At 47.7% G+C, this 23,839-nt stretch carries 17 protein-coding genes and 4 pseudogenes; 17 read left to right on the top strand and 4 right to left on the bottom strand.

Annotation, left to right across the window (positions count from 1 at the left end; translation table 11 throughout):
- The first annotated feature begins 131 nt into the window (after nucleotides 1-131).
- The 4 genes from M1B78_RS07630 (at nucleotide 132) to M1B78_RS07615 (ending at nucleotide 3,444) form a co-directional block, all read left to right on the top strand.
- The gene (locus tag M1B78_RS07630) at nucleotides 132-1,904 is read left to right on the top strand and encodes a S41 family peptidase (RefSeq protein ID WP_257940330.1); all 1,773 of its coding nucleotides are present in this window, start codon (nucleotides 132-134) and stop codon (nucleotides 1,902-1,904) included.
- Complete coding sequence (locus M1B78_RS07625) at nucleotides 1,904-2,269, top strand: YraN family protein (RefSeq protein WP_257940329.1); 366 nt, start codon at nucleotides 1,904-1,906, stop codon at nucleotides 2,267-2,269. The genes M1B78_RS07630 and M1B78_RS07625 overlap by 1 nt, the downstream gene beginning before the upstream one ends.
- Before the next feature lie 61 nt (nucleotides 2,270-2,330).
- The gene (locus M1B78_RS07620; RefSeq protein ID WP_257940328.1) at nucleotides 2,331-2,687 is read left to right on the top strand and encodes an MmcQ/YjbR family DNA-binding protein; all 357 of its coding nucleotides are present in this window, start codon (nucleotides 2,331-2,333) and stop codon (nucleotides 2,685-2,687) included.
- Nucleotides 2,671-3,444: a biotin--[acetyl-CoA-carboxylase] ligase gene (locus tag M1B78_RS07615; RefSeq protein WP_257940327.1), complete on the top strand. Its 774-nt coding sequence runs from the start codon at nucleotides 2,671-2,673 to the stop codon at nucleotides 3,442-3,444. The genes M1B78_RS07620 and M1B78_RS07615 overlap by 17 nt, the downstream gene beginning before the upstream one ends.
- A gap of 121 nt (nucleotides 3,445-3,565) precedes the next feature.
- Here the strand turns inward: M1B78_RS07615 and M1B78_RS07610 are convergent.
- The 3 pseudogenes from M1B78_RS07610 to M1B78_RS07600 form a co-directional block, all read right to left on the bottom strand.
- Nucleotides 3,566-4,147 (bottom strand): annotated as a pseudogene (locus M1B78_RS07610) (DUF4982 domain-containing protein); the annotation flags it as partial.
- Nucleotides 4,148-4,214: 67 nt separating this feature from the next.
- A pseudogene (locus tag M1B78_RS07605) lies at nucleotides 4,215-5,048 on the bottom strand (glycoside hydrolase); the annotation flags it as partial.
- Nucleotides 5,049-5,167: 119 nt separating this feature from the next.
- A pseudogene (locus M1B78_RS07600) lies at nucleotides 5,168-5,566 on the bottom strand (RagB/SusD family nutrient uptake outer membrane protein); the annotation flags it as partial.
- Between the two features lies 1 nt (nucleotide 5,567).
- On the opposite strand from M1B78_RS07600, the pseudogene M1B78_RS07595 reads away from it, so the two are divergent.
- Nucleotides 5,568-5,873 (top strand): annotated as a pseudogene (locus M1B78_RS07595) (helix-turn-helix domain-containing protein); the annotation flags it as partial.
- Between the two features lie 40 nt (nucleotides 5,874-5,913).
- Here the strand turns inward: M1B78_RS07595 and M1B78_RS07590 are convergent.
- The gene (locus M1B78_RS07590) at nucleotides 5,914-6,594 is read right to left on the bottom strand and encodes a tetratricopeptide repeat protein (RefSeq protein WP_257931586.1); all 681 of its coding nucleotides are present in this window, start codon (nucleotides 6,592-6,594) and stop codon (nucleotides 5,914-5,916) included.
- 215 nt (nucleotides 6,595-6,809) lie between these two features.
- Between M1B78_RS07590 and M1B78_RS07585 the strand changes: the two genes are divergently transcribed.
- The 12 genes from M1B78_RS07585 (at nucleotide 6,810) to M1B78_RS07530 (ending at nucleotide 23,810) form a co-directional block, all read left to right on the top strand.
- On the top strand, nucleotides 6,810-8,153 hold the full coding sequence (locus M1B78_RS07585; RefSeq protein ID WP_136009533.1) for an MATE family efflux transporter: 1,344 nt from the start codon (nucleotides 6,810-6,812) through the stop codon (nucleotides 8,151-8,153).
- A gap of 343 nt (nucleotides 8,154-8,496) precedes the next feature.
- Complete coding sequence (locus tag M1B78_RS07580; protein ID WP_257940326.1) at nucleotides 8,497-9,183, top strand: leucine-rich repeat domain-containing protein; 687 nt, start codon at nucleotides 8,497-8,499, stop codon at nucleotides 9,181-9,183.
- 112 nt (nucleotides 9,184-9,295) lie between these two features.
- Nucleotides 9,296-10,399 carry an IS4 family transposase gene (locus M1B78_RS07575; RefSeq protein WP_257940325.1) on the top strand — a complete coding sequence of 368 codons (1,104 nt, stop codon included), beginning with the start codon at nucleotides 9,296-9,298 and terminating at the stop codon, nucleotides 10,397-10,399.
- Between the two features lie 465 nt (nucleotides 10,400-10,864).
- Nucleotides 10,865-11,458, top strand: a complete 594-nt coding sequence (locus M1B78_RS07570) for a helix-turn-helix domain-containing protein (RefSeq protein WP_257931588.1) — start codon at nucleotides 10,865-10,867, stop codon at nucleotides 11,456-11,458.
- A 132-nt stretch (nucleotides 11,459-11,590) separates the two neighbouring features.
- Complete coding sequence (locus tag M1B78_RS07565; RefSeq protein ID WP_257940324.1) at nucleotides 11,591-14,113, top strand: heavy metal translocating P-type ATPase; 2,523 nt, start codon at nucleotides 11,591-11,593, stop codon at nucleotides 14,111-14,113.
- Between the two features lie 88 nt (nucleotides 14,114-14,201).
- On the top strand, nucleotides 14,202-15,143 hold the full coding sequence (locus tag M1B78_RS07560; RefSeq protein WP_257940323.1) for a DMT family transporter: 942 nt from the start codon (nucleotides 14,202-14,204) through the stop codon (nucleotides 15,141-15,143).
- Between the two features lie 567 nt (nucleotides 15,144-15,710).
- Nucleotides 15,711-16,421 carry a UMP kinase gene (gene pyrH, locus M1B78_RS07555; RefSeq protein WP_257940322.1) on the top strand — a complete coding sequence of 237 codons (711 nt, stop codon included), beginning with the start codon at nucleotides 15,711-15,713 and terminating at the stop codon, nucleotides 16,419-16,421.
- Nucleotides 16,422-16,544: 123 nt separating this feature from the next.
- A complete protein-coding gene (frr, locus tag M1B78_RS07550; RefSeq protein WP_025834253.1) occupies nucleotides 16,545-17,105 on the top strand; it encodes a ribosome recycling factor in 561 nt (186 codons plus the stop codon).
- Nucleotides 17,106-17,211: 106 nt separating this feature from the next.
- On the top strand, nucleotides 17,212-18,144 hold the full coding sequence (rsgA, locus tag M1B78_RS07545; RefSeq protein WP_176468891.1) for a ribosome small subunit-dependent GTPase A: 933 nt from the start codon (nucleotides 17,212-17,214) through the stop codon (nucleotides 18,142-18,144).
- Between the two features lie 122 nt (nucleotides 18,145-18,266).
- Nucleotides 18,267-19,349 (top strand): efflux RND transporter periplasmic adaptor subunit, encoded by a 1,083-nt coding sequence (locus tag M1B78_RS07540; RefSeq protein ID WP_257931591.1) that lies wholly within the window; start codon nucleotides 18,267-18,269, stop codon nucleotides 19,347-19,349.
- Between the two features lie 106 nt (nucleotides 19,350-19,455).
- A complete protein-coding gene (locus M1B78_RS07535; RefSeq protein WP_257940321.1) occupies nucleotides 19,456-22,488 on the top strand; it encodes an efflux RND transporter permease subunit in 3,033 nt (1,010 codons plus the stop codon).
- Complete coding sequence (locus M1B78_RS07530) at nucleotides 22,485-23,810, top strand: TolC family protein (protein ID WP_257940320.1); 1,326 nt, start codon at nucleotides 22,485-22,487, stop codon at nucleotides 23,808-23,810. The genes M1B78_RS07535 and M1B78_RS07530 overlap by 4 nt, the downstream gene beginning before the upstream one ends.
- Nucleotides 23,811-23,839 lie beyond the last annotated feature (29 nt).

Below are 23,839 nucleotides of genomic sequence, written 5' to 3'. Positions count from 1 at the left end.
TAATTTTTATATCGGAAACACTTAAATAGCACTGAAATATTTTTCTGACCGGTAAACTTAAAGTATTTCTTAAAAACATCTTAATTTAGTAATTAAAAACGTATTTTTGGAGAGTTCTAAATTTAAAAGGTATGAAACATGTAAATTATCTTAGTTTCTTTCTACTCACATTGTTCAGTATAAGTTTTATCTCATGTAGTGACGATGACGATAATAAACTTAATATCGGCATAACCAATCAGAGTTGGACAGAGGGAAAATCCCTGGAGATCAGCCAGGATAATGAGTTGTCTGTAAGCTTCAATGCTGCAGCCAAATGGGTAGCTTCCGTCACCTCAGGAGCGGATTGGTGCAAACTGAATACGACCTCGGGTACAAAAGGACAAAGCACCTTGAAATTATCTGTAAGTACAAGTTCCACCACCGACCGGACAGCCAGAATTTCCATTAATATAGACGGCTATTCTCCTGCAAGTTTTGAAGTTACACAAAAGGGGACTAGTGTTCTCCAAACCACTGAAGATATGGAGATTAACGCAAAAGTTGACGAATATCTGAGGGAAATGTATCTCTGGAACGATGAATACAAAACGTTGAATCTTGACCATAACAAAGGCTATGAAGACTTCTTCTATGATGCATTGGGAAGTATGACTACCAATACTTTGGATAAAAAGGCTACTGCTGATGGGAAATATACTCTCTTTTCATACATACAGAAAAAAAATCCCATCGGTTCAACCCGTTCCACTCAATGGGTAAAAAAAGAACAAACCTACAGTTTCGGTATTACCGGAGCAGACGTCCGAGCAATTGGAAGTGAAGATAATTACACTATCTACTTCTTTGTACAAGGTGTTTATCCCAATTCACCGGCAGCACGAGCAGGTATTAAACGAGGTTCCTCAATCATGCAAATAAACGGAGAGAAGTTAACCATGAATAATTATTGGCAACATTACCTAGATTTACTGATACCTGCTTCGGCTTTCAGTCTGAAAATTACAGAGGAGGATATGGAGGGAGGTACCCAGGAAAAAGACATATCTTCTGAAGCCATGTACTGCAATCCTGTTCTTTTCAGCAAAGTGACAACAGAAGAAGAAACTCCAGGGCACAGGATCGGCTATCTTGTTTATTCTGGATTTGAGGCTGGATATGACCAAGAATTATTCGATGTATTCAAAGAATTCAAAAGCCAGAATATCACTGACCTAATTTTGGATTTACGTTACAATGGAGGTGGCCACGTTATATCAGCCAACCTAATAGCAACTTGTATAGCCGGCGCAAAATCTGAAGGCAAGGTGTTTACAAGCCTGAGATATAATAAAGAAAGAATGGAAAAACGCAACAATAAACGTGAGGAAGAATTGTTTGCATATTCCAACTATGAGAATCTGGCTACATCTCTATCAGCAGGTGCCTTAAACCTTCAGCACGTCTATTGTATCGTAGGTAGCGGAACAGCATCAGCCAGTGAACTTGTCATCAATTCTCTAAAGGGAATAGATGTAGAAGTAACACTTATAGGTAAAAGAACTACCGGTAAGAATGTAGGTATGGAACCAGTAGAATATACCATAAGAAATAATGTCTACGAAGTAGTTCCCATTACCTTCCAGAGCTATAATGCCAAAGGTGTTGGAGATTATGAAAATGGGTTCACACCTGACATCGAAATAGATGAAAACGACCCTTACGGCAGAGGAGACGGATATTACGTATACAGAGACTATGGTTCGGATAAAGAGTTCCTATATGCCCGTGCCATCCAGGAAATCACCGGTCAGGCTCCGATACCCACAACACGCAGTGCAGAAACCCTGATGAGAGGCAAAGCCTTGAAGGTCCCTGCCATCTACCGACGAGGACATGAAGGCATGATTAAGTTGCCGGAATAATGGCAATACACAATATTCTTGGAAAAGCCGGTGAAGACGCCGCTGCCAAATATTTGGAACAGAACGGTTACACCATACGCGACCGTAATTGGCGAAAGAATCACCTGGAGCTAGATATAGTGGCTGCCAAAGACGAAGAACTGATAATAGTGGAAGTGAAAACCCGTAGCAATACGGACTACATCGAGCCGCAGGATGCCGTGAACTGGCAGAAAATACGCCGTATTGTCGTAGCGGCCGATGCCTATGTCAAGCTCTTCTGCCTGGATGTACCCGTTCGCTTCGACATCATAACAGCCGTAGGCGAACCGGGAGCATTCAGGATAGAGCACATGAAGGATGCCTTCTATCCGCCCATGTTTTGATAACTGACAAATGAGAGTTATTGTAATCGTAAATCATAAATTGTAAACCGTAAATACCATCATGGACATAGAAACCGCCCGCGAATATTGCCTCAGCAAAAAGGCCGTCATGGAATGCCTTCCGTTCGACGAATACTCGCTCGTAATGAAGGTCATGGGTAAAATGTTTGCACTCATCGACCTGGAAAGTGCCAATAAGATTTGTCTGAAATGCGACCCCGAATATGCACTCGAACTGCGGGAGCACTATGTTGCCATCGAAGGTGCCTATCACTTCAACAAAAAGTACTGGAACCAGGTGTTCCTTGACGGTGACGTCGACGACAAACTGTTGAAGCAACTGATAGACCACTCCGTGGAAGAAGTATTGAAGAAGTTCACCAAAAAAATGCGTACCGAATATGAAGCCCTGCCCTGACACATTCCCGTTCCCGCTGGTGGCATTGGACGAGACGGCATCGACCAACCAATACCTCAGCCAGCTTTGCAACCAGTTGCAAGAATCCGTTGCCGAACTAACAACCGTGACTGCCGAGTTCCAAACTGCCGGTAAAGGCCAGCGCGGCAACACCTGGGAAGCCGAAGAAGGCAAGAACCTGCTTTTCAGCGTTGTACTCTACCCTTCTTTTCTGGAAGCCCGCCGGCAGTTCATCCTTTCACAAATCGTCTCCCTCACTATTAAGGAAGAACTGAGCAGATGGTCTGATGAAATCACCATCAAATGGCCGAACGACATCTATTGGAAAGACCGGAAAATCTGCGGCATACTGATAGAGAACGACCTTTCCGGACACCATATCAAGCGCAGCATTGCCGGAATCGGCATCAACATCAACCAGGAAGTCTTCAACAGTGATGCTCCCAACCCCGTCTCACTGAAACAAATCACCGGAAAGGAGCACGACCGTTATGAAATCCTTGCCCATATCCTGAGACGTATACAAATCTACTACAACAGCCTCCAAATGGAGGACTTCTCCGCCTACTCCGACGAGATATCCACACGGTATGCCCGCTCCCTTTTCCGTCGCCGGGGATTGCACCCTTATGAAGATGCCAACGGCAAGTTCCTTGCCCGGTTGCTGCGTGTAGAGCAAGACGGACGGTTCGTGCTGGAGGATGAAGGAGGAAGTGAACGGGAATATCTCTTCAAGGAAGTGCAATACATTCTATAAGAAATACACAACCCGTGCCATCGCGTTGGCAAAGTTGTGCCATCGTATTGGCACAGCCTTGCCAACGTACTGGCACAACTGTGCCAATACGATGGCACAAACACAAGTCCATAGCAGTGTACTACTGCCCTACTTCAAACTTCACTTCGGCTCCTTTCAGAAGGGGGGGGAAGTAAACCTTACTTTAACCGTTCCCTCCCCTCCGGTAGTCTGTATATAGGCCAGCAAACGCCCGTGGTATACACGGTGACGGTTATCGGTATAGTCACTCATGTCACTGTTGTCAGAGCCTTCGAGCCCAAGCAGACGCTCAGGCCCTTCAACTGCACACGTAATTTCATTGTCGCCAAGTTTCACAACAGCACCTTCTTCGTCAACCACCTCTACGGTAATATGCGCAGTGGCACGGTCGCCAGATAAAATCGTGCGGTCTGCAGTGGCACGAATGGCATAAGGACGTCCGGATGGAATAGCCTGACAAGGCATTTCCTTCCTCATCGCAGCCCTCAGCACGAAGCTCACCTGCCTGGAAAGGAATATCCCAATAGATAATACCGGTCTTTTCATCATAGGGTTTCATCCCGCCTACCACCTTGCCATTGAGCAGCAAGCGCGCCTGCGGAGCATTGGTATAGCACACCACGCGTATGTTCTGTCCCTCGTCATAGTTCCAGATGTCCCATGCATCATGATGCAGGCATACGCCTTTTACCTTCATCCAGTTGCCGTTGAGGGCAAAACCTTTGTCGGCATCAAATTCCAGCGTACGCAGTCCCACCTTTCACTTTATAAAGATACTCCCAGTCACCGGATTCGCCCAAGAGAATGTCTGTGGAAAGCCCCCGGGCATCCAACGACATATCCAACTCGCGTGCCAATGCAGCTACTTCGTCATTGGTCCAGCCACTGCCCTCCTGGCCGCTGTCCCAGCTGTACTGCGGCTCGTTGACGGGCGAAATATGGCTTATGTGATAGCCTTCAGCGGTATAACGGGCCGCTACATCGGCCATATATCCTGCAAAGTCACCATAATGTTCCGGTTTCAGATTGGAAAGTCCCCCTCTGGCCGAAAATCCTTTTCCATTATAAGTGTACTGCACGGGAGGGGTATTGCTGAAAAGAATGAAACTGTTACATCCCAACTCCTTGGCACGGTCCATGAAGTAACGTTGTCCCTCGCAACGGGTCCAGTCGTACGTCAAGTCATCGGTAAGATAGGATTCCGCACAACGGGTTTTGTCCTCGATGCCGCTGGCTTCACCTTGCGCGGCACTGCCGCCACCAAGATTCACCCGCCATTGGGAAAGGCCGATTCCTTTCGGTTTGCCACCCACAATCTCTGAGGAAAAAAGCAGTTCCGTAATCCCCGCACGGTGCGAAGTCCATGACTTGCCCACAAAGGCAGGCGCCCAACAGTCCGAGGCACCGAAGCCGGCTATTGTCTGGAAAGTCTGTCCGGCATCGATGCTCACCAGTTTCTCTACGCTGTTCGTAATGTCCGGACTATCAGAAGTGTCTGGAGTATCCGGTGTAACGGGAGAATCGTCGCTGCAAGCCATTGCGGCAAGCAGTGCCGGAAGAATAAAAATACATCTCAAATTCATAACATTGTTTCGGATTAAAAAAACTGCCGCGGATAATCCATTGCAAACTATCCGCGACAGAATATAAAGACCTATTGAATAATCAGTTCCTACAACAATCTGTTTTCATCAGAATGTGTTTAATTCCAGCCCGGATTCTGGGTAATGGAACCGTTGGACATTGTGATTTCGTACAAAGGAATGGGGAACACCATGTCGCGGTTCTCGTTGAAAGTGATGCCTTTGTCACTTGCTTCACCTTGATTTTCCCACTCAAGAGCATCACGGGTAGCCTCTTCAGTGTTCCACTTTACAAAGGAGCCGTTCGGTCCCAGAATATTGCTAATCATCTTTTTACCATTTGTATCAGTCCAGCGACGAATATCATACAGCCTGTTCTGCTCGAAAGCCAATTCCAAACGGCGTTTCTGGCGAATGGCACTTTGCAATGCCTTTCCACTTGCCGTAACGTCATCCAACTTGGCACGTCTGCGCACCTGATTGAGAGCATCGCGGGCAGAAGCGTCATCGCCCAGTTCGATAGAGGAACGGCTATCTTCAGACAAAATAGACATCAGCTATCTTTCGGACAAAATGTGCATGAGCAACTCCACGCTCTACCGCAAAATGAAAGCGCTTACCGGACTTTCCACCAACGAATACGTCCGCAAAATAAGGATGAAGTATGCCGAGCAATATCTGCTGGAAGGCAAATACAACATCTCGGAAATAGCCTTCAAGGTAGGTATAAACAATCCGTTCTACTTCCGGCAATGCTTCAAGGAAGAATTCGGCTGCATACCTTCGGAATATCTGAAGAGATTAAAAGAGACCGGAGAGAAATAAGAGACAAACAGCCCCTTCCTATTAGTCGGGATGCGGACAGCTATTTCAGCTCCAGCTCCATCTTCTTTATCTTTTCCAGCGTATTGCCTGCTTCCATGGAGGGGAATACTTGAAGCACGCGTTGCAGGTATGCCTTAGCTTTGCCGTAGCTATTGGTGAACACGTCGAACAGTCCGTTGCGATAGCATGCATACTGCATCCTTGTGGGGGAAGTTATCTTTTTATAGTCTTCTTCAAGCTTCTTCTTGTCCTTCTCGGCCTGGAGATAATAATAATTCCCCAAGAAGATATTGGCTTGGAGATTGTCGGCATCCAGCATCAATACCTTTTCATAGGTTTTCAAGGCATCTTTCTCCTGTCCCCGCATCATTTCCATCTCGGCACAAGAAACAAGTGCAGGCACATCTTTAGGATGACGCTGCAAGAACTCCTTATAGAAGAGATAGGCTTTATCGTAATTTCGCATTTCCTTGTAGTGCGCAGCCAGCACATCTGCAAAGCGGGGAGCCACCTCACTATTCTTGTCCACATTGGTCCAATAGAACATTTCCGTACAGTCCACACCGGCATCTGCCGACTGACGAAACAAGCTTACGGCATAATCATCCTTGCCTCCGAACAACGCCTCGGAAACCTTCTGCAACAGTTCACCCGCCGACTGCGCAGAAACCGGCAACGGCAACATCAGAAACAAAGAGAAAAGTAAAGTTAAGGATTTCATTCTTAAAGTATATAATAGTTTAACAGTCTGAATCATCTCCATGGAAATGCACCTACAAATTTACGCACTTTCACTGCAAACATCAACAAAATATAGTTAGAAACTGTTTTGATTTTCTTTTTTTTAGGTTTCCTCAGCATCTTCCGGGCTTGTTTTCGGTCTTTTTATCTCTTTTTCTACGTAACTTTGCCAGTCTTATGAAACAAGCGTTACCAATGAAACCCAGAGACAGACAAATCCTACAAATAGCCTTGCCTTCCATCGTATCAAACATCACCGTTCCTTTGCTTGGACTGATTGACGTAGCCATTGTCGGACACTTAGGCTCACCGGCCTATATCGGCGCCATTGCCGTAGGCGGAATGCTGTTCAACATCATCTACTGGATTTTCGGTTTCCTGCGCATGGGTACCAGTGGAATGACCTCGCAAGCATTCGGCAAACGGGATTTGCCGGAAGTTGTACGTCTGCTGATACGTTCTGTAGGCATAGGATTGGCGGTGGCGTTCTGCCTCATCCTGCTGCAAACGCCTATCAGGCAAGGCGCTTTCTTTCTCATCCATCCCACAAACGAAGTCAGGGAGATGGCAACGCGCTATTTCCACATCTGCATCTGGGGGGCACCTGCCATGCTGGGACTATACGGACTCACGGGATGGTTCATCGGTATGCAGAATTCACGTATTCCCATGTATATAGCCATCACACAGAATATGGCCAATATCATTGCCAGTCTCAGCCTAGTCTATCTATGCGGAATGAAAGTAGAAGGGGTAGCCCTGGGGACATTGATTGCCCAGTATGCCGGTTTCCTGATGGGGCTGGCACTCTGGGTACGCAATTATGGAAAGTTGCAGAGATACTGGGAAATTAAAAATTATAAATTAAGAATTAAAGGGAAAGAAGGGACAGGTATCTGGGAGAAAGGGGCGATGCTCCGGTTCTTCCAAGTGAACAGGGATATTTTTCTGCGTACCCTTTGCCTGGTGACCGTCACCCTGTTCTTTACTTCGGCGGGAGCTTCGCAGGGCGAAATCATTCTGGCCGTCAACACGCTGCTGATGCAGCTCTTCACTTTGTTCTCGTATGTAATGGATGGTTTTGCCTACGCAGGCGAGGCACTGAGCGGCAGATACATAGGCGCACGCAACCGGGAAGCCCTTACAGACACCGTCCGGCATCTCTTTGGATGGGGAGTGGCAATGGCAGTTCTCTTTACACTGGTCTATGCGCTGGGAGGTAATGCTTTCCTCGGGCTATTGACGGATGACAAAGAAGTGATAGCGGTTGCCGACACCTATTTCTACTGGGCGCTTGCCGTTCCTGCCGTCGGTATAGCCGCTTTCATCTGGGACGGCATCTTCATCGGCGCCACCGCTACGCGCGGAATGCTATTGTCCATGGCCGCAGCAGCCGTCAGCTTCTTCGTCTTGTATTATGGACTACGTCCCGTCCTGGCGAACCATGCGCTGTGGCTTGCTTTCCTCGCCTACCTCCTGATGCGGGGAGCGGTGCAGACAGGATTGAGCCGGGGGATGATAAGGAAAGCGTTTCGGTAGAATCACTATCTTTTTTTGAACACAAAATTACCGATTACCATGCATCAAAGCAAACGACAAGGCTGTTTTGGCTTAATGTAACGTAAACTCAATATAATTTAAAACAATTTTTACTGTCCGTCATTGACAAATCGCAGGTCAATGGCAGAGTTCTTCTGATAAAAACAGCATTTCATAGTTAGGAGCAAAAGCATTGGTAATAAGCTTATTGAAGAGAAAATACCGAGAACATTCAATCTGTGCCGCATTTTCTTGAAATTCCATTAAAATAGTGGTGAGATTATACTCATTTTCAGAAAATAAATTATATATTTGAAAATCAGCTAATTTAATAGTAAATATTATGAAAACAATCTCTGTTATTCGCCTCTTCATTATCTACATGTTAGCTGCATGTACTATTAGTTGCAACTCTAATGTTCCATCGTTAGAAGAGCCTAAAGATACAGCTCCTCATCTAAATGAGTCTGACAGTTTGGCCATGGTCAATATATACAAAAAGATTGGACCTTGGGGCTATGATTGGGATTTGAAAGATATTCAAACATGGGGTGGAGTGGACATAGCTTTGGAAACTTCAACCAACCAATACCGTATTGTTGGATTTAACTATTATGGAAGTTTTAGCGGGGAATTTCCCGATGATTTCAGAAAGTTGACAGAATTACGAGTCCTTGGACTTGGCGGTGGAACTTTGTCAGGACAAATACCCTCTTGGATAGGTGAATTGACGAATTTAATTTATCTTTACATAGGATTTAACCAGATAAGTGGACTTATTCCACCCGAAATAGGGAAATTAACTAATTTAGAGCAACTTACTATCGGAAATAACTTCGTGAATGGTCCGTTACCCGAAGAACTGGGGAATCTTGCAAACTTGCAGAAACTCGTTATCTGCGACACAAAAGTTAGCGGTTCTATTCCCAAATCGCTAGCTAAATTGGATAAAATAAAGAATATAGTTTTTCACAATAACCAATTATCGGGAGAATTTCCGATAGAAATATTAAAATATGGAGTTTTTTAGTAGATGACAAAATTTAATTTTATGCTGTTAAACATCTAATTTACAAGTGATTAAATTTGCGAAAGTCCCTGAAATTTAGTAATTTAAAGGAAAAGTTTGGTCGCTTTTTCTCATGAAAACTACTAATTTCAAGGACTCGGTCAAAGTTAACCAAATCCTCCCGATTATGCAAGAGCATTTTGGACAAAGTATGAATCTGGCACGCATAAAACTTATGGCGCTGCTGCTTCATGCACTCTGTGTGGTGCAGACTGTCAGCCTTCACAAACTGGCTGATGCGATGCCTACGACTGTCGACAAGGACTCCAACCTCAGACGGCTCCAAAGATTCTTTGCCAGGTATGTTCTTGACCTTGACATCATAGCCCGTATGATTTTCTCGCTGCTTCCCGTCAAGACCGGTCTTGTACTCAGCATGGATCGCACCAACTGGAAGTTCGGGGAGTTCAATATCAACATTCTTATGTTGGGCATCACCTATAAAGGCATTGCCTTCCCTTTGATATTCAGTCTTCTCTCTAAACGTGGCAACTCCAACTGGGAAGAACGCAAGAAGATTATGGAACGTTTTATCCGTCTTTTCGGAGCGGAATGCATCGACTGCCTTGTGGCAGACCGCGAGTTCATCGGAAAGGAATGGACAGGATGGCTCAACAGCCGTCGCATACGGTATTGCATTCGAATACGTCAGAATTTCTGGATTGTCAAGCCTTCCACCGGTGAAAGAATCCGTGCATGGTGGCTGTTCAATGACTTGAAGGTCGGTCAGGAGAAATTCTTCCATAAGCTCTTTCTTCACAAAGGGGAGTATGTCTATCTTGCCGGAAGCCGGATCAAAAACTCCGATGGTGTTCCGGAATTGCAGATTCTCATATGCTTCAATCGGCCCGAGGAGGCGATTTTGACATACAAAAAACGATGGGAGATAGAAACGGCCTTTAGAGCCATGAAATCTTCCGGCTTCAACATCGAGGACACCAATATGCGTGATATGGACCGCATCGCAAGACTTGTCGCGATGGTCTGCATGGCTCTTGTATGGGCATATCTCGTTGGTGAACATAAAGATATAAATATTAAACCGATAAGGATTCTGAAACATGGAAGAAAGGCAAAGTCGCTTGTCAAGTATGGGTTGGAGGAGATTTCAACAATACTTCTGCGTCCGACTTATACCCCAAAATTCGATGTTTTCAAATTTTTGTCATGTACTTAAATGGAGTTTATATAGGTTGCTGGAACAATAATATAACTAAGCTGTCTTTTGATGCATGGAAAGATGAACCGAGAATCAGTCCTCCCGATTTGCAGGGAAATCGTCTGTCCGGCGAACTTCCGGAATGGATCTTTAACACGAAGAACTGGCACTCACTTAAATTTCACGTAAGCAAGCAACAAGAAGGTTATGGTTACACTAATTATAAGGAGGACTAACTCATGAAAAACTTAATTCTATTAATTGCTTGTTTCTCATTACTTAGTTGTGAGAGATTTATGAATAACCTGGAAATGGCAGAACAAAGTAAGTATTCTGCTGATACAAGAGTGGAAGCACGAACGGAATGTTTGTTGGAAGTTTCCGTAACTTATGGCCAAATGCCGGTGTCGGAAATAATGAGGGTGCCTATTTCGTAGAGAGTGGTTTTGATTTTAGTACGGTTTGCGCTATCTTTGCAGCGCTATGACCGATATAGATATGACCATACATCAGGAAAACGCGCTGCACATCAAGAACATGGTGTGCAACCGCTGCATCATGGTAGTGAAAAGCCAGCTCGAAAGTTTAGGTCTGCAACCCGAATCAGTAGAACTGGGCATTGCCATACTGCCTGAGAAAGTAACAGACAAGGTCTACCAAACGGTAAAGGATGCGCTCGAACCTCTCGGTTTCGAACTGATTGACGACAAAAAGTCGCAAATGACAGAATTGATAAAGAATGCCATTATCGAACTGGTACACTATCATGACAATAAACTGAAGGTTAATCTATCCGATTATCTGGCTTCCAGATTCCACCGGGATTACAGTACGTTGAGCAAGTTTTTTTCTGAAGCAACCAACACTACCATCGAGAAGTATCTCATAGCCCAAAAGATAGAGCGTGTCAAAGAACTATTGGTGTACGGTGAACTGTCGCTGAACGAGATTGCCGATAAACTGAATTACTCCAGTACCGCCTACCTCAGTTCACAGTTCAAAAATGTAACGGGGCTAACTCCCAGCCACTTCAAGAAGATGAAAGAAAACAAAAGAAAGTCACTTGACGAGGTATAAAGCACCCACAGCATAAAGTTCCCTACCAAAATTCTATAAATTAAATCCGGAATACCATAATCTTTCGCCAACTTCTTTGGCGTATCTTTGTTCTTCAATTTATTGACGAAACTTCAAAACAACATAATTGTCATGACAGACAAGAATATCGTTCAAGAGACATTTCCCGTATTGGGAATGAGTTGTGCATCGTGCGCAGTACGGGTAGAAAAGACACTGAATCGGCAATCCGGTGTCAAAAAAGCAACCGTAAACTACGCTTCGGCAACGGCAACCGTGGAATACATCCCCCGGAATTGCTCTTCCGAAGTATTGCAGCAAGCCGTGCAAGCCGCCGGATATGACTTGTTGATAAACCAGGACACCAACACGCTCGAAGAAGCGGAAGAAGCCCACAGCAAGAAATTCAATGCATTGAAATTCCGTACGGCCTGGGCCGTCATCCTGTCCGTGCCCATAGCCATCATCGGAATGTTCTTTATGGATATGTCCTATGCCAATCCCATCATGTGGGCATTGTCCACTCCCGTTGTCTTCTGGCTGGGACGGGGATTCTTCAGCAGCGCCTGGAAACAGTTGCAGCATGGCAGCGCCAATATGGACACACTGGTAGCCATCAGTACGGGGACTGCCTATCTGTTCAGTCTGTTCAACATGCTCTTCCCTAACTTCTGGCTGTCCAGAGGCATCCATCCGCATGTATATTTTGAGGCGGCAAGTGTCATCATAGCCTTTATACTGCTGGGCCGCCTGCTGGAAGAAAAAGCGAAAGGAAACACCTCAACCGCCATCAAGAAACTGATGGGACTCCAACCCAAGACCGTGACCATCATTGTAGATGAAGGACACGCTGTCCCTCACTCTTCCTTTGAGCGCATTATCCCTATTGAGCAGATTCGCCCCGGCGACATCGTACAGGTGAAACCCGGAGAACGGATTGCCGTGGACGGCATCGTGACGGAAGGTACCTCCTACGTGGACGAAAGCATGCTGAGCGGTGAACCCGTAGCAGTGTCCAAGCACAAAGACGCCAAGGTCTTTGCAGGTACCATCAACCAGAAGGGAAGTTTCCGCTTCCGGGCAGAGAAGGTCGGCACGGATACACTACTGGCGAAGATTATACACATGGTGCAGGACGCGCAAGGAAGTAAAGCCCCGGTGCAGCAACTGGTGGACAAGATAGCCGGGATATTCGTGCCTACCATTATAGGCATCGCAGTGCTTGCCTTCATCGCATGGATGCTGCTGGACGAAACCGGCGGATTCACCCACGGATTGCTGGCATTTGTCACGGTGGTCATCATCGCCTGCCCGTGTGCACTAGGGCTGGCTACTCCTACCGCCATCATGGTAGGCATCGGCAAGGGAGCCGAAAGGGGCATTCTGATAAAAGATGCCGAAAGCCTGGAGATTGCCAAGAAGATAGACACCGTGGTACTAGACAAGACCGGAACTGTGACCGAAGGGAAACCGGTAGTCAGCAGATTGATATGGGATGCGCAGGCAATGACGCCCGGTACTGACGCCACTGCGGGCAATGCGATGCCGGACATTTTCTATAGCCTGGAGAAGCTCTCGGAGCATCCGTTGGCAGACGCCGTGGTGAACCATCTCCAGAAGTCGGCCTCCATAGAGATTCAAGACTTTGAAAGCATCACCGGAAAAGGCGTGAAAGGACGGGCACAAGGCCGGACTTACCTCGCCGGAAACCGGAAACTGCTGGAAGAGAACCGGATTGCCGTCAGTCAGTCCCTTCAGGAAGAGGCCGCCCGGCTGACATCGGAAGCACAGACCGTCATCTGGTTTGCCGACGGAGAAAACGCACTGGCAATAGCCGGAATCACGGACCGGATAAAGGAAACTTCCATCCGTGCCGTCAGCGAGCTGCGCGCCGCCGGCATCGAAGTCCACATGCTGACCGGAGACAATGAAGCCACCGCCCGCGAAATTGCCCGCAAAGCAGGCATCGCGCATTATCAAGCGAGTGTACTGCCGCAGGACAAGGCAGCCTTTATCAGCCGGTTACAAGCAGAAGGCCGGAAAGTGGCGATGGCGGGCGACGGCATCAACGACAGCGCCGCCCTTGCCCAAGCCGACTTAAGCATCGCCATGGGTGGAGGCAGCGACATCGCCATGGACGTAGCCAAAATGACTATCATCTCCTCCGATCTGACAAAAATACCGGAAGCCCTCCGGCTGTCCCGTCTGACAGTCCGGACCATCCGGCAGAATCTCTTCTGGGCATTTATATATAATATAATAGGTGTACCCATTGCAGCCGGAATACTCTATCCCGTCAACGGCTTTCTGCTGAACCCGATGATAGCCGGCGCAGCTATGGCATTCAGCAGTGTCAGCGTAGTAAGTAACAGCCTGCTGCTAAAACGGAAAAAGATACATAAAGGAGAAGAAAACAAAAAAGTTGAACCACCAACAGAAACAATCATGAAAAAAGAATTCAAGGTAGAAGGCATGATGTGCAACCATTGCCGCATGCATGTAGAGAAAGCATTAAACAGTATGGAGGGCGTACACGCCACCGTAACCCTAGACCCTCCGGTAGCCACCATAGAGTTTTCAGACGGAGAAAAGACTCTCGAAGAATTGCAAAAGACGGTGACGGAAGAAGCTGGTGACTATACACTGAAGGCATAAGGATAGAATTCATACGGTTTTCATACAGAAAAGAGAAAGGAAACCAAAGTAAATATCTACCTTTGCGCGCTAATTTACAGATAAAGATATGAACGCAAAAGCCAAAGGATATATTTTGGGTTCCATCGCCGCAGCTTCCTACGGTATGAATCCATTGTTTGCCCTCCCGTTGTACAAAGCCGGCATGAATCCGGACTCGGTACTCTTTTTCAGATACCTTTTTGCCATCCCATTGCTGGGCATCATGATAAAAGCGAGAGGGCGAACATTCAAGATACAGCGGAAAGAAACATTTCCGCTTATCATCATGGGATTGCTCGTAGCCCTCTCCTCACTGACGCTTTTTCTGAGCTATAACTACATGGCAGCCGGCATAGCGTCTACCCTGTTGTTCGTCTATCCCATCATGGTAGCTCTTATTATGGCTATGGTTTTCAAAGAGAAGCTGGCACTGCAAACTATCGTCTGCATGCTGCTTGCACTGGGAGGAATCGGACTGCTCTATGAAAGTGAGGATGGCAGCACGCTGAGCCTGATAGGTACACTGCTGGTTTTCGCTTCTTCCCTTTCCTATGCCATATACATCGTGGGCATCAACCAGACATCGTTGAAGAATGTGGCTACGCTTAAAGTCACCTTCTATGTTCTTCTTTTCGGCCTGTCGCTTTTTGTGGCACGCCTGCTCTATTCCGGAGTACTGAACACACCGGACCAGTGGTATCTGTGGGGTAATCTGCTTGCATTGGCTGTCTTTCCCACCGCCATCTCCTTCCTCTGCACCACCGGTGCCATCCAATATATCGGTTCCACCCCGACCGCCATTCTCGGCGCATTGGAACCCGTGACGGCCATCTTCTTCGGAATCACCGTCTTTGGAGAAGGCTTGACTGTCAGAGAAAGCGTCGGACTGGTGATGATTATCGTAGCCGTAACACTCGTCATCGCAGGGGGAAACATCACAAGTCATCTGGTCCGTTTCAGGAAACTGTTTCCAAGACTCCCGATGATAAGAAGCAAGAAAAGCAACTAATGCGAATCAGTAGCTGAAACCGGCCCATTTTACTTGCATTATTGCGCTTCCACATCTTTCACCCTTTTCTGAAACGCCCTATCCATCGGCATTTCCGGTGAAACTTCTCTTCCCTTCGGAGACTGGCGGTGAAAGCCCTCTCCGGCATGTCTGACAGACTCCGGTGTCTGTCGGGCTGAACACAAGTGTCTGTCAAATTAGACACAAGAGTCTGTCAACCTGCTGTATTCAGTTGTCAACTTCAGGATGCCCAAGTAGAGGTTTACACGCTCCAAGTAGAGGTTGTCCGTCCGGCTTCCGAGTGGCAGAGCGTGTACAATTGCTTCCGGATTCGGTATGTATAGTACGTTTTTTTCATTTACAGGAGTTAAAAACCAATACTTTTATGACTGCATACGCGATAGTATCGGCTCTAATTTCTTTAACTCCTCACGGAACGGTGCAAAGTGATAACTCCTGTAAATGAAAAAGCCATGAGCATAGAAGATTTTACCCGATTTTTCCTCCACTCTTTAAATGTTTACATTATCTTTGCGTACAAACAAAGTATAACAAAACCTATATATTATGGCAACATACAAAAGAATCTTATTGAAGCTCAGCGGCGAGAGCCTGATGGGCGAAAAGCAATACGGCATCGACGAGAAACGCCTTGCCGAATACGCAACTCAAATCAAGGAAATCCACGGATTGGGAGTACAAATAGGTATCGTGATAGGCGGTGGAAACATTTTCCGCGGATTGAGCGGCGCCAACAAGGGATTCGACCGTGTGAAAGGTGACCAGATGGGCATGCTGGCAACCGTTATCAACAGTCTTGCCCTCAGTTCCGCCTTAGTGGCTGCCGGGGTAAAAGCCCGCGTGCTGACTGCCGTACGTATGGAACCCATCGGCGAATTCTACAATAAATGGCGCGCCATCGAATGTATGGAAGCAGGTGAAGTAGTTATCATGTCCGCCGGTACAGGCAATCCGTTCTTCACTACCGATACCGGTTCCAGCCTGCGCGGCATCGAGATTGAAGCAGATGTCATGCTGAAAGGTACCCGTGTGGACGGCATCTATACCGCCGACCCGGAGAAAGACCCGACGGCCACGAAGTTCCACGACATCACCTACGATGAAGTGTTGAAGCGCGGTTTGAAAGTGATGGACCTCACCGCCACCTGCATGTGCAAGGAGAACAATCTGCCTATCATCGTTTTTGACATGGACACAGTGGGCAATCTGAAAAAAGTGATGCAAGGAGAAGACATCGGTACACTGGTGCATAATTGAATTGAAAATTGAGAAATGGGAATAAAAACCGAATGTTATTCAATTCTTAATTCCCAATTCCCGATTTAATAATTATATTTGCAAAGTTTCCAATTTAAAGCTATTCCAAAAAACGAAAATAATATGAGAGACGTAAAAGACATCTTAGACGAAGCGCAAGAAAGTATGGACATGGCCATCATGTATCTGGACGAGGCATTGGCTCATATCCGCGCCGGAAAAGCTGACATCCGTTTACTGGATGGTATCCGTGTGGATTCTTACGGAAGTATGGTTCCCATCAACAATGTGGCAGCCGTAACCACTCCCGACGCACGCAGCATTGCCATCAAGCCATGGGATAAGAGCATGTTCCGCGTCATTGAAAAGGCCATCATTGACTCCAGCCTCGGCATTATGCCCGAAAACAATGGTGAGATTATCCGTATCGGCATCCCGCCGCTGACGGAAGAACGCCGTAAACAACTTGCCAAACAATGCAAGGGAGAAGGAGAAACTGCCAAAGTCAGCGTACGCAATGCACGCCGTGATGCCATCGACGCCTTGAAGAAATCTGTAAAAGACGGACTGGCAGAGGATGCCCAGAAAGGCGGTGAAGAGAAGTTGCAGAAGATTCACGACAAGTTCATCAAACGGATTGATGACATGCTGGCTGCAAAGGATAAAGAAATCATGACCGTTTAATTAAGTTGAAAACGAAACATGGAAAGTTGAAAATGACCTGATATACCCAATATAGGCGCCTTTCAACTCTCCATGTTCAACTTTCAACTATCAACTTTCAACTATTTTGAGGGGACTCGTTATAAAAAACACCGGAAGCTGGTACTTGGTACGGACTGACGACGGAAGGGACATCGAATGCAAAATCAAAGGGAACTTCCGGCTGAAAGGCATACGAAGCACCAACCCCGTAGCTGTGGGTGACAATGTGAAAATCATACTGAACCAGGAAGGTACGGCCTTTATCAGCGAAATAGAGGACAGAAAGAATTACATCATCCGTCGCGCCTCCAACCTTTCCAAGCAATCGCACATTCTTGCCGCCAATCTCGACCAGTGCATGCTCATAGTGACAGTGAACTATCCCGATACCTCCACTACCTTTATAGACCGTTTTCTCGCCTCTGCCGAAGCATACAGTGTTCCCGTCAAGATTATATTCAACAAAGTGGATGCCTACGATGAAGAGGAGCTGCACTACTTGGACAGCCTAATCAACCTTTACACCACCATCGGCTATCCCTGTTTCAAGGTTTCTGCCAAAAAAGGGGAAGGCATCGACACCATCAAAGAAGAACTCAAAGGACGGACAACCCTCTTTTCCGGACATTCAGGGGTGGGGAAATCGACACTCATCAAAGCAATATTGCCCGATATAGAGATTAAGACCGGAGAAATATCCACCTATCACAATAAAGGCATGCACACCACGACCTTCTCGGAAATGTTCCCGGTTCCGGGCAACGGATATATTATCGACACTCCGGGCATCAAAGGTTTCGGGACATTCGATATGGAAGAAGAAGAGATAGGACACTACTTCCCGGAAATATTCAAGACATCCGCCGACTGCCGCTACGGCAACTGTACCCACCGCCACGAACCCGGATGTGCTGTACGCGAAGCTGTCGAGAAGCACTATATCAGTGAGTCACGATACGCTTCCTATCTGAACATGCTGGAGGACAAGGAGGAGGGAAAATACCGGGCTGCTTACTGATTTGTCATTTTATCACCTTTCCAGTCTGTATTCTTACACTTTTTTAACTCTTTATCTTTTAAACTATTCTCTTCTCCCGTAGTCTAATTTAAGGTTGATTTTATTGCTACTAAGACTACAACATGAATAAAAGAGTAAAATGGGGCATCATCATCATGATTGGTGCCGGACTGATTGGAGGAGGAATCTACTCCCAATTACCTAAAGAGAATGAAGCATTGACTGCTGCCGACAAGGTGATGGCCGGTCGACATGACGGTAAGAAAATTCTAAATGTAAATGCAAAAATAATCAAACCGCAACTGCTGAAAGATGAGATACAAATCAGCGGCAGCCTGCTACCGGACGAGGAAGTGGACCTTTCCTTCGAGACATCCGGTAAAATCGTAGAAATAAATTTTGAAGAAGGCAGCTTTGTCAAGAAGGGACAGTTGCTTGCCAAAGTGAACGACCGGCCGTTGCAAGCACAACTGCAACGTCTCGTCTCCCAATTAAAGCTAGCGGAAGACCGTGTATTCCGCCAGAATGCCCTATTGGAAAGAGATGCCGTCAGCAAGGAAGCCTACGAACAAGTAAAGACAGAACTTGCCACCTTGAATGCCGACATCGACCTGATAGAATCGAACATCGCACAAACCGAGCTTCGTGCTCCCTTTGACGGTGTCATCGGTCTGCGTCAAGTCAGCGTGGGCACTTACGCCTCGCCTACGACCATCGTGGCCAAGCTTACCAAGATTTCACCCCTGAAAGTAGAATTTGCCGTTCCCGAGCGGTATGCCAATGATGTAAAGACAGGTGCCGGACTGGACTTTACCCTTGAAGGAAAGCTAAACGCTTTCCACGCTACGGTCTATGCCCGCGAATCGAAGATAGACCCTGCCACCCATACGCTGACTATCCGTGCCCTTTATCCTAATGCCAACGGAACCGTGCTGCCGGGCCGCTATGCCAGCATCAAGCTGAACAAGGACGAAATTCAGGATGCCCTTGCCGTACCTTCCGAAGCTATCGTACCTGAAATGGGAAAGGACAAGATATTCCTCTATAAATCCGGAAAAGCCCAACCGATAGAGATTACTACGGGAATCCGTACGGAAGCGGAAGTACAAGTATTGCAAGGCTTGCAAGCCGGTGACACCGTCATTACTTCAGGAACGCTGCAACTTCGTACCGGACTGCCGGTAACACTGGACGCTGTTAATTGAAAAATGAAGAATTGATAATGGAGAACGAACACATCAAACAACCATTATCTGCAACCAATTCTTCTTTGTCAATCATCAATTATCAACCATCAATTATCAACTGAACATGAATATATCCGAATTAAGCATACGGCGACCGGTACTCTCAACAGTACTTACCATGATAATTCTGCTATTTGGTTTCATCGGCTACAATTACCTGGGTGTACGCGAATACCCGTCCGTAGATAATCCCATCATATCGGTGTCCTGCTCCTATCCGGGTGCCAACGCCGATGTTATCGAGAACCAGATAACAGAACCTCTGGAGCAGAACATCAACGGCATTCCCGGCATACGTTCCCTATCCAGTGTCAGCCAACAGGGTTCATCACGCATCACAGTGGAGTTCGAGCTTTCCGTTGACCTGGAAACAGCCGCAAACGACGTGCGCGATAAAGTGTCGCGCGCGCAACGCTACCTGCCTCGCGACTGTGACCCGCCTACAGTTTCAAAAGCGGATGCCGATGCCATGCCTATCCTGATGGTGGCACTCCAGAGTGACAAACGTTCCCTATTGGAGTTGAGCGAAATTGCCGACCTCACCGTAAAGGAACAGCTACAAACAATCTCCGACGTCAGCAGCGTAAGCATCTGGGGAGAGAAGCGCTACTCCATGCGTCTTTGGCTAGACCCCATCAAGATGTCCGGTTACGGCATCACTCCCATGGACGTGAAGAATGCCGTAGATCAGGAAAATGTGGAACTTCCCTCCGGCAGTATCGAAGGAAATACCACCGAACTCACCATCCGCACACTGGGACTGATGCATACGGCGGAAGAGTTCAACAACCTTATTCTGAAAGAAGATGGCAACCGTATCGTCCGTTTCAGCGACATAGGACGTGCCGAGCTGGGCCCTGCCGACATCAAGAGTTATATGAAGATGAACGGTGTACCCATGGTGGGTATCGTAGTCATTCCGCAGCCGGGCGCCAACCACATAGAAATAGCCAATGCCGTATATGACCGCATGGAGAAGATGAAAAAAGACTTGCCCGAAGACATTCAATACAACTACGGTTTCGACAACACCAAGTTTATCCGCGCCTCCATCAACGAGGTGAAACAGACGGTATACGAGGCTTTTGTGCTTGTTATCATTATCATCTTCCTCTTCCTGCGCGATTGGCGCGTGACACTGGTACCGTGCATCGTGATTCCGGTTTCGCTCATCGGTGCCTTCTTCGTAATGTATCTGGCAGGCTTCTCCATCAATGTGCTTTCCATGCTGGCAGTAGTGCTGGCCGTAGGCTTAGTGGTGGACGATGCCATCGTAATGACTGAAAACATCTACGTCCGCATAGAAAAAGGAATGCCTCCTAAGGAGGCAGGCATCGAGGGAGCCAAGGAAATCTTTTTTGCTGTAATCTCCACCACCATCACGTTGGTTGCCGTGTTCTTCCCCATTGTGTTCATGGATGGCATGACGGGACGGCTGTTCCGCGAATTCAGTATACTAGTATCCGGTTCGGTGGTTATCTCTTCATTTGCCGCACTGACCTTTACCCCGATGCTTGCCACCAAACTCCTGGTGAAACGCGAAAAGCAAAGCTGGTTCTACCGTAAGACCGAACCTTTCTTTGAAGGGATGAACCGGATATACAGCCGCTCGCTGAACGCCCTGCTGAAACAACGCTGGATGACGGTGCCCTTTACCGTAATCACTATTCTCCTCATCGGCTTCCTCTGGAACACGATACCCGCAGAAATGGCGCCGTTGGAAGACCGTTCGCAAATCAGCATCAACACGATGGGAGCCGAAGGTGTGACCTACGAGTATATCCGCGACTACACTGAAGACATCAACCAACTGGTAGACTCCCTCGTACCGGACGCCGAAGCAGTGACTGCGCGCGTATCAAGCGGTAGCGGCAATGTACGCATCACGCTAAAAGATATGAAAGACCGCGACTATACCCAAATGGAAGTGGCTGAAAGACTATCGAAAATGGTGCAGAAAAAAACCAAGGCGCGTTCTTTCGTGCAGCAATCCTCCTCGTTCGGAGGACGGCGTGGCGGCATGCCTGTGCAATACGTGTTGCAGGCCACCAACATCGAGAAGTTACAGGAAGTGCTGCCCAAGTTTATGACGAAAGTCTACGAAAGTCCTGTATTCCAGATGGCAGACGTGAACCTTAAATTCAGCAAACCCGAAGCACGCATCAATATCAACCGCGACAAAGCAAGCATCATGGGCGTAAGCACCAAGAACATTGCCCAAACCCTGCAATACGGCTTGAGCGGACAGCGCATGGGATACTTCTACATGAACGGAAAGCAATATGAGATATTAGGCGAAATCAACCGCCAGCAACGTAACAAGCCCGCCGACCTGAAGGGCATCTATATCCGAAGCGACAACGGGAACATGGTACAGTTGGACAACCTGATAGAGCTGACCGGCGGCATCGCCCCTCCCAAGCTCTACCGCTACAACCGCTTCGTCGCCGCCACCGTTTCTGCCGGACTTGCCGACAGGAAGACCATCGGTCAGGGACTGGACGAGATGGACCGGATAGCCAAGGAAACTCTGGATGACTCGTTCCGTACCGCACTGACGGGCGACTCAAAAGAGTATCGCGAAAGTTCGTCGAGTCTGATGTTTGCCTTCATACTCGCCATCGTACTGATTTATCTTATTCTTGCCGCCCAGTTCGAAAGCTTCAAGGATCCGCTGATTATCATGCTGACGGTGCCTCTCGCGATTGCCGGCGCACTGGTATTCATGTATTTCGGAGGTATTACCATGAACATCTTCAGCCAAATCGGCATCATCATGCTGATAGGTCTGGTAGCCAAAAACGGTATTCTTATCGTGGAGTTTGCCAACCAGAAGCAAGATGCGGGCGAAGAAAAGATGATGGCCATCAAAGATGCCGCCTTGCAACGCCTGCGCCCTATCCTGATGACAAGTGCCTCTACTATACTAGGACTGATACCGCTGGCATTTGCCACCGGCGAAGGGTGCAACCAGCGCATCGCCATGGGTACTGCCGTCGTAGGCGGCATGCTCATCTCCACACTGCTGACGATGTACATCGTGCCTGCCATATATAGTTATGTATCAACGAACCGAAGTAAACTGAAGACCGAATGAAACGCATTGTTTTAATTTTCATAGCCATCGTCTGCACAGCACCGGGCCTTTATGCACAGCCTGCGCCTACCTACACCTTGAAGTCCTGCCTAGAGCAGGGATTGCTGAACAACTACTCCCTGCGCATTGTCCGCAATGAAGAGCAGGTCAGCAAGAACAACGCCACACTGGGCAATGCGGGCTACCTGCCCACACTGGACCTCTCCGCCGGCTACAAGGGAACCATAGACAATACCGAGACCAAAGCCCGAGCCACCGGAGAGACAACCAAGGACAACGGAGTGTTCGACCAAACTCTCGATGCAGGCATCAACCTGAACTGGACCATCTTCGACGGTTTCAACATTACCGCCAACTACCAACGGCTCAAGGAGCTGGAACGCCAAGGCGAGACCAATACGCGCATCGCCATCGAGGACCTGATAGCCAACATAGCCGCCGAATACTATAACTATGTGCAGCAGAAAATCCGCCTGAAGAACTTCCGTTATGCCGTATCGCTATCCAAAGAGCGCCTGCGCATTGTGGAAGAGCGTTACCACATCGGTAACTTCTCGCGCCTGGACTACCAGCAGGCCAAAGTGGACTTCAATGCCGACAGTGCCCAATACATGAAACAGCAGGAACTGCTGCACACCTCACGTATCCAGCTGAACGAACTCATGGCAAACAAAGATGTAGACCAGCCGTTTATCATACAAGACAGCCTCATCAACGTGACCGCCTCCCTGAACTTCGAGGAGCTGTGGAACGCCACCCTCACCATCAACGCCTCACTGCTACGTGCCGAACAGAACAATACCTTGGCCCGTCTGGACTACAAGAAAGTCTGCTCGCGCGACTACCCATACGTGAAGATGAACGGCGGATACGGCTACACCCTCAACAAGTACGACATCTCTGCCAACAGCCGCCGCAGCAACCTCGGTCTGAACTTCGGCGTCACGGTCGGCTTCAATCTGTTCGACGGCAACCGGCGCCGCGAACGCAAGAATGCCCGCATTGCCGTGCAGAACGCTCGCCTGGAACGGGAGCAACTGGAGCAAGCCCTGCGCGCCGACCTCAGCAACCTATGGCAGGCCTACCAAAACAACCTGCAAATGCTGAACCTGGAACGCCAGAACCTTGTGGCTGCCAAGGAGAACCACGAGATTGCCATGGAACGATATATGCTGGGCAACCTCTCGGGAATCGAGATGCGCGAAGCCCAAAAGAGTCTGCTGGATGCAGAAGAACGTATTCTCTCCGCGGAATATGATACCAAATTATGTGAAATCTCCCTACTGCAAATCAGTGGAAAAGTAGCGCGCTATATGGAATAAGCAATATAATCCGTACCTTTGCGCCCGGT

Origin of the sequence: Bacteroides muris (ex Fokt et al. 2023) (assembly GCF_024704895.1) — a bacterium.
In the GTDB taxonomy this organism is placed as follows: Bacteria; Bacteroidota; Bacteroidia; order Bacteroidales; family Bacteroidaceae; genus Bacteroides; species Bacteroides muris.
This window is presented reverse-complemented; position numbering and strand designations above follow the sequence as displayed.